This is a genomic window from Chitinophaga sp., from assembly GCF_036566945.1.
GTDB lineage: Bacteria > Bacteroidota > Bacteroidia > Chitinophagales > Chitinophagaceae > Chitinophaga.
In genome coordinates, this window is the sequence record NZ_DATCVJ010000101.1 from 1 (window position 1) to 2,199 (window position 2,199).

3 protein-coding genes are annotated in these 2,199 nt (G+C 38.8%); all 3 read right to left on the reverse strand.

The window, feature by feature from the left end:
• Positions 1-191: 191 nt before the first annotated feature.
• Positions 192-1,193, reverse strand: coding sequence for a ketoacyl-ACP synthase III (locus VIP81_RS02995; protein ID WP_331956996.1), 1,002 nt, complete (start codon positions 1,191-1,193; stop codon positions 192-194).
• Between the two features lie 74 nt (positions 1,194-1,267).
• Positions 1,268-1,498, reverse strand: coding sequence for an acyl carrier protein (locus tag VIP81_RS03000; protein WP_331956997.1), 231 nt, complete (start codon positions 1,496-1,498; stop codon positions 1,268-1,270).
• 29 nt (positions 1,499-1,527) lie between these two features.
• Positions 1,528-2,199: glycosyltransferase (locus VIP81_RS03005; protein WP_331956998.1), on the reverse strand; the 672-nt coding region annotated here is incomplete at its 5' end.

Here is a 2,199-nt window from a genome sequence, read left to right on the forward strand (position 1 = left end):
ATCACCGTAACTGAGAATAGCATGAAAAGAATATCCTAACGCCGATCGGGTATATTTCCTCTGAAAGTAAGACTCCGTATATGCTTTATCAAAAATAGTATTAAATAATACAGTCATCTGAGAAAATACATCTGCTTTAATCTCACCCGTATTACATGCACTAATGGAATAACCCTGCATTAAAATAATCTTTAAAATTTAAGTACCGTTCCCCCCCAGGAGTATCCTACACCAAATCCCGCTAGCAACAATGTTTGCCCCTTGTCGAATTTGTTTTTTGATACAAACTCTTTCAGAGCAATAGGAATCGTTGATGAAACAGTATTACCACAATACTCCATGTGTTGTAGAAATTTTTCCTGGGGAATACCGACTTTTTTTCTCAGATGATCCAGCATATATTTATTGGCCTGATGAAATAAAAATTGATCTACCTCAGGCATTGAAAGTCCATTTGCGTCCAGGGTGCTATTTACCAGTAACGGCACTGATTTAATGGTAAAATTGAATATCTCCGGACCATTCATATACAGGTAATCTCCAGATGTAATGATATCCTCTTCGCTTAATATCTCCTGATTGGATTTGGGAGATCTGCCAGCTCCGTTTTTCACAATCAGGTTATTGGCACCGGAACCATCTGTTCCCAGTTCAAACTCACCTATTTCGGCCCATCCATCATCACCAGAGATCCATGTAGCGGCTGCGGCATCACCAAAAACAGTACGGTTGCCCTTATCTTTCGGATGAATATGTTTACTATAGGTTTCTGCAGTAATCAATAATACATTTTTCGCAATACCTGCGGCAATAAAACCCTTAGCCATAGCAAGGCCGTAGATATATCCGGAACACCCCTGATTAAAATCAAAAGCTGCAGTACGCGTAGATAATCCCAATCTGTCTTGTACAATACAAGCTGTCGCTGGCAAAAAATAATCCGGAGTCTGGGTACACAACATCAGCACATCAAAAGCTGTTGGGGACAGATCGTACTCCTCTATCAGCTTCCTTGCTGCTTTTACAGCAATATCAGCTGTAAATTCATTTTTATCCGTGATATATCTTGAAGAGATACCAATTTTTGACGATATTTTGGCCACATCCCATTCCGGAAATTCAGTAGAGAGCTGCTCATTTGTAATCTCTAGTTCTGGCAAATAATAGGAAATTCCTTTAACGTAGGCAGACATCAATCAGGATTTTATGTCAATCTGAAGTCGAGTCGTTGAACGAAGCAAGCAACAGATTTTAATGAAAAAGATTATCAGGCTTTTGCCCCAACCAGGTTATATAAGTCCTGTATAGTATTCAATTTTTGTAGCTCTTCACCACTGACAGATAGATTATATTTCTCATCCAGCATAGCGATCAGGGATAGTGCAGCCATTGAATCCCATTCTTCCATTTTTCTAAAAACAGTATCAGCAGTAATCTCATCCGCTGGTGCGTCATCAAATATTTCTATAAAATCCTGTTTGAATGTAGTGATATCCATAATTTAATATTTAAATATTAATAATACAATTAAATTTTTGAAAACAGCTCAGCATAAGATTTTGCTATCCGCTCCCAATTATAATAGTTTCTGATCCGTTCAATTGAAATTTCCCTCAAAGCGGACAGCGCCGCTGGTTCCAGCTGTTCAATATGTTGCAAATGTCCTGCCACTGCTTTCTCATTGGAAAAGTAAAACATTTTTCCTGCTGTAACTTCCCTGTTAAAAATATTATCATGGGCGACTACGATATTGCCATGCCCCATAGCTTCCAGCAGTGAAGGGTTTGTTCCACCTACCGAATGTCCATGAAGGTAACCGGTAGCAAAATACCTCAATGCAGATAGCTTCTCTTTATTGTAAACACCATTGACAAACCTGATATTTCCCTTGCCCTGGTATGACTGCAGTTGCTTTACATAGGTTGTATCAGATAAATTTCCCACAACAACGAGAGGGTAAGCTGCATTAGACTCCAAATATCCCTTTACAATCAGTTCTACATTGTTTTCCGGTTCTAACCTACTTACAACAAGCCAGTATTGATTTGGTTCTAACCCATATTCTGTCAGGAGAGCTGTATTCTCGGTAGTCAATATCGGAGAGCCGTATTCAATCTGAACAATCTTACCTGCAATTCTCTGACCATATGTTTTAAGCAGATAATCCTTTATACCACCTGAATCGGCAATAAGATAATC